The sequence below is a fragment of the Streptomyces sp. S6 genome (assembly GCF_054880855.1).
Window position 1 is genome coordinate 1 of the sequence record NZ_JBTYMC010000436.1, and the last position, 4342, is coordinate 4342.

The window sequence follows — 4342 nt, forward strand, 5'->3', positions numbered from 1 at the left end:
GCGCGGCGCGCGGGTCACGCTGATCGCGGCGAACACGAGCCTGCCCGACCCGGCCGGCGTGGACGTCGTCCCCGTCGGGACGGCCGTCCAGATGCGGGAGGCGGTGCTGAAGCACACGGCGGACGCCGACGCGGTGGTGATGGCGGCGGCCGTCGCGGACTTCCGGCCGCAGGTATACGCCGCCGGGAAGATCAAGAAGAAGGACGGCCAGGAGCCGGAGCCCATCGTTCTCGTGCGGAATCCGGACATTCTCGCGGAGATCGCGGGAGACCGCGCCCGGCCGGGCCAGGTGATCGTCGGCTTCGCCGCGGAGACCGACGACGTCCTCGCCAACGGGCGCGCGAAACTCGCCCGGAAGGGATGCGACCTGCTGGTCGTCAACGAGGTGGGAGAGCGCCGTACGTTCGGCTCCGAGGAGAACGAGGCGGTCGTCCTCGGCGCCGACGGCAGCGAGACGCCCGTCCCGCACGGCCCCAAGGAGGAGCTGGCCGAAATCGTGTGGGACCTGGTGACGCGGCGCCTCGGATGACGCTTGGATGCGCACCCCGGAACCACGGGAGACTCGTCCGGATCGGGAGCGGCGGCTCTGGCCAAGCCCGCAGGGCATCGGTCAGAATGCCAGTGCCGCAGCTCACACCGCTTCCGTGGGGTGAGACACGTGGGCCGGTGGCGGGGTACGACCGATAAGCTGTTCCCGGACCGTACCGGGCGCAGCTCCCGGGAGGCCCGCCAATGATCAGCCAGCAGCCGCTGCAACCACAGGGAGCGTTGTGTCCCGTCGCCTGTTCACCTCGGAGTCCGTGACCGAAGGTCACCCCGACAAGATCGCTGACCAGATCAGCGACACGATTCTCGACGCGCTTCTGCGTGAGGACCCCACGTCCCGCGTCGCCGTCGAGACGCTGATCACCACCGGTCTCGTCCATGTCGCCGGTGAGGTCACCACCAAGGCGTACGCGCCGATCCCGCAGCTGGTGCGGGAGAAGATCCTGGAGATCGGCTACGACTCGTCGAAGAAGGGCTTCGACGGCGCGTCCTGCGGCGTCTCGGTCTCCATCGGCGCGCAGTCCCCGGACATCGCGCAGGGTGTCGACACCGCGTACGAGTCCCGTGTCGAAGGCGACGACGACGAGCTCGACAAGCAGGGCGCCGGCGACCAGGGCCTGATGTTCGGCTACGCCTCGGACGAGACGCCGACGCTGATGCCGCTCCCGATCTTCCTGGCCCACCGCCTCTCCAAGCGCCTCTCGGACGTCCGCAAGAACGGGACCATCCCCTACCTGCGCCCCGACGGCAAGACCCAGGTCACCATCGAGTACGACGGCGACAAGGCCGTCCGCCTCGACACGGTCGTCGTCTCCTCGCAGCACGCCTCCGACATCGACCTGGAGTCGCTGCTCACGCCCGACATCCGCGAGTTCGTCGTCGAGCCGGAACTGAAGGCGCTGCTGGAGGACGGCATCAAGCTGGACACCGAGAACTACCGCCTGCTGGTCAACCCGACCGGGCGTTTCGAGATCGGCGGCCCGATGGGCGACGCCGGCCTCACCGGCCGCAAGATCATCATCGACACGTACGGCGGCTTCGCCCGCCACGGCGGCGGCGCCTTCTCCGGCAAGGACCCGTCCAAGGTCGACCGCTCCGCCGCGTACGCGATGCGCTGGGTCGCCAAGAACGTCGTCGCCGCGGGGCTCGCCTCCCGCTGCGAGGTCCAGGTCGCCTACGCGATCGGCAAGGCCGAGCCCGTCGGTCTCTTCGTCGAGACCTTCGGCACCCACAAGGTCGACACCGACAAGATCGAGAAGGCGATCGACGAGGTCTTCGACCTCCGTCCCGCCGCGATCATCCGCGACCTCGACCTCCTGCGGCCGATCTACGCCCAGACCGCCGCGTACGGCCACTTCGGCCGTGAGCTTCCCGACTTCACGTGGGAGCGGACGGACCGGGTGGACGCGCTGCGCAAGGCCGCGGGGCTGTAAGCACCAGGCTGCCCGAGAGGTCCGGCGTTCCCGCAGGGGGATGCCGGGCCTCCGGCATGTCTACGGCACAGGTGCGCCGTTCGCCTCGTCCTCGCCCGGCGGGTCCTCGTCGCCGAGGCGGCGGCGGAGGGCGTCCGAGGCGTCGGTCCGGCCGTGCAGGTCGGCGATCTTCCGCAGGCGTTCGAGGAAGAGCGCGAAGTCCTGGTCGTCGGAGCGGACGCCGAACCAGGCCAGCGCGTCGTCCACGGAGACCTCCGGGGTCACGCCGTCCGCCTCGGGGCCGAACGGCCGCGGAGGGTCGTACCGATGCTCCTCCCGGTCGTCGTACGGCGGGGCGACCAGGTGGTCGAAGGGCGGGGCGACGGGCTCGTTGCGGGCGGCGGCCGAGAGCTGGGCGAACAGACCGATGCGGTCGACGGCGCCTGCGACCTCCTCCTCGTTGCGGGCGAGCCACCACACCACCGCGCTGCCGGTGTCCTTGAGGACGTCGTCGCCGAGGTAGGCGCGCTTGTTGCGCTCGTAGTTGCGCTCGTGCTCCCAGACGTCCTCGTCCTTGCGGACGCCGGCCAGCTTCACCAGGCGTTCCCGGTCCGGCTCGGGCAGGGAGAGCGAGACGTCCGTGGCCATCGCCATGACCCGCCCGGTGGGGTCGGTCCGCATGGTCGCCAGCGCCCCCTCCAGTTCGTGCTGGACCAGTGCGCTGCGCTCCGGCGGCTGCCGTGAGGCCACCGAGCGGGCCCGCTGGACGATCGCGTCCATGGCGAGCCCGGCGGGGCTGACGGGCGGGGCGTCGTCCGGGACGTCCAGGAGCAGCCAGTGGACGGTGGCGCAGAAGGAGAAGTCGTAGTCGGCGGCGGAGCTGGGCAGCGCGACGTGCCGGACCCGGACCTCCTGGCCGGGCGGCTCGGCACGGTCGTACGCGGGAGCGAGCAGTCTGTTGGTGACGACCGCGATGATCAGCAGGATCGCGGCGAACGTGGGCCAGGCCCACTGCGGCAGGTCGGTGCTGAGACCGACGATGACGAGGATCAGTCCCAGGATGACGGTCACGAAGAGCGTCATCGTGCGGTGTCCGGAACTCATGAGGGCCCCCGATGGAAGTGGTGGTCAGGCGGAGCGGAGGGTGTAGCCCTGGGCGTCGTCCAGCAGTTCCAGCAGCCGCGCGACGACGGCCGCGCTGCCGCCGGACCGCTGCCAGTTCAGGGCGACGGAGTACAGCCGGCCACCGGCCCTGACGTCACGCGCCGCCGCGGCGGTGAGGACGTGCAGGACGGGCTCCCGGCGGTACGGGTTCGCACAGGCGTCGAGCCAGCCGGTGACCGCGGATTCCCACGAGGTGCCGCGCAGGACGGCGGCCCAGCAGGCGATCAAGGTGTCCTGGACGCGCCGGCGTTCCGTGAGCCGCACGGGATCGGCGACGTCGAGGAAGAGCCGGCGGTCGGCCTCCGCCCTGGCGTGGCTGAGACTGCCGGGGCGGTGCTCCCGGGGCGGCTCCCCGGGTTTCGGGGCGAGACCGCCGCGCAGCCGCTCCAGGAGGAGGCGGTAGAGACGGTCGTCCGACCGGGCCAGGTCCAGGACGGCCCGGTGGGCCAGGGCGCCGACATCGCCGTAGGAGCGGCGGTCCAGATGGTGCAGCCGGACCAGGGCCTGGTCGGGGTGGGAGGCGGCCATGGTCTGCGAGCAGGCGGCGATCAGTGCCTCGCGCAGCCGCGCCGGGGTGTCGTTCGCGACGGACCACTCGTAGATCCGCTGCCGGAACTGCTTGCCGTGCCTCTCGTCCTCCAGCCCCTCGGCGAGCGCCTGCGCGATGTCCGGGAGCAGACTGCCGCGGCTGCCGCCGGACCACTCCTCGGCCAGCCGGATCAGATCGTCCTGCCGGTCCACCCGCAGCACCTCGGCGGCGAACCGGCCGACGGCCGCCTCCCGCACCTCGGGCGGGGCAGCGGCGGCGGCGTCCCGGAACCACTCGCGCAGCCGGCCGCGGATGTCGGGCAGGTAGGTCCAGAAGTGCTCGCGCACAGCACGGTCGTACCCCGCCTCCTTGAAGCGGACCAGGCCGTCCGCACCGGTCTCCGCGCCGATCCCGGCCAACTCCTCGTAGAGATCCGTCCGGTCCAGCCGGGGCGTGTCGTCCGGAGGATGGCTGAGGAGCTTCAGCAGGCTGTTGGCCGCTTGGAGCAGCACCTCGGGGGTGGCCTCGTGGAACACGGCCAACGACAGCAGCAGCGCCCGCTCCCGCCCGCTGCGCGCCGCCGCGAGGGCGACGGCGCTACGGGCGTGCCGGTCCTGGGCACTGTCCGCCAGCGCGGACCGCAGCCAGTCGGGGAAACCCCGGTCCGCCGTCGACCTGCGCCACTGCTCCC

The 4342-nt window shown here is 71.8% G+C and carries 3 protein-coding genes and 1 pseudogene; 2 read left to right on the forward strand and 2 right to left on the reverse strand.

All coding sequences use genetic code 11. The annotated features are described in order from the left end of the window. Together ACVNF4_RS33095 and metK are read left to right on the forward strand one after the other, a co-directional pair. On the forward strand, positions 1-529 hold a 529-nt coding region (locus tag ACVNF4_RS33095; RefSeq protein ID WP_461806573.1), incomplete at its 5' end, for a phosphopantothenoylcysteine decarboxylase domain-containing protein. 241 nt (positions 530-770) lie between these two features. Next, entirely contained in the window at positions 771-1979 is a 1209-nt protein-coding gene (gene metK / locus ACVNF4_RS33100; RefSeq protein ID WP_461806574.1) for a methionine adenosyltransferase, read from the forward strand. Positions 1980-2039: 60 nt separating this feature from the next. Here metK and ACVNF4_RS33105 read toward each other — a convergent pair whose 3' ends face one another. Both ACVNF4_RS33105 and ACVNF4_RS33110 read right to left on the reverse strand, forming a co-directional pair. Then, the gene (locus tag ACVNF4_RS33105; protein ID WP_461806575.1) at positions 2040-3062 is read right to left on the reverse strand and encodes a hypothetical protein; all 1023 of its coding nucleotides are present in this window, start codon (positions 3060-3062) and stop codon (positions 2040-2042) included. A gap of 24 nt (positions 3063-3086) precedes the next feature. Next, a pseudogene (locus ACVNF4_RS33110) lies at positions 3087-4342 on the reverse strand (hypothetical protein); the annotation flags it as partial.

Coding starts and splice junctions, on each gene's coding strand:
- ACVNF4_RS33105 (WP_461806575.1), bottom strand. CDS start 3,062: ATGAGTTCCGGACACCGCACGATGACGCTCTTCGTGACCGTCATCCTG.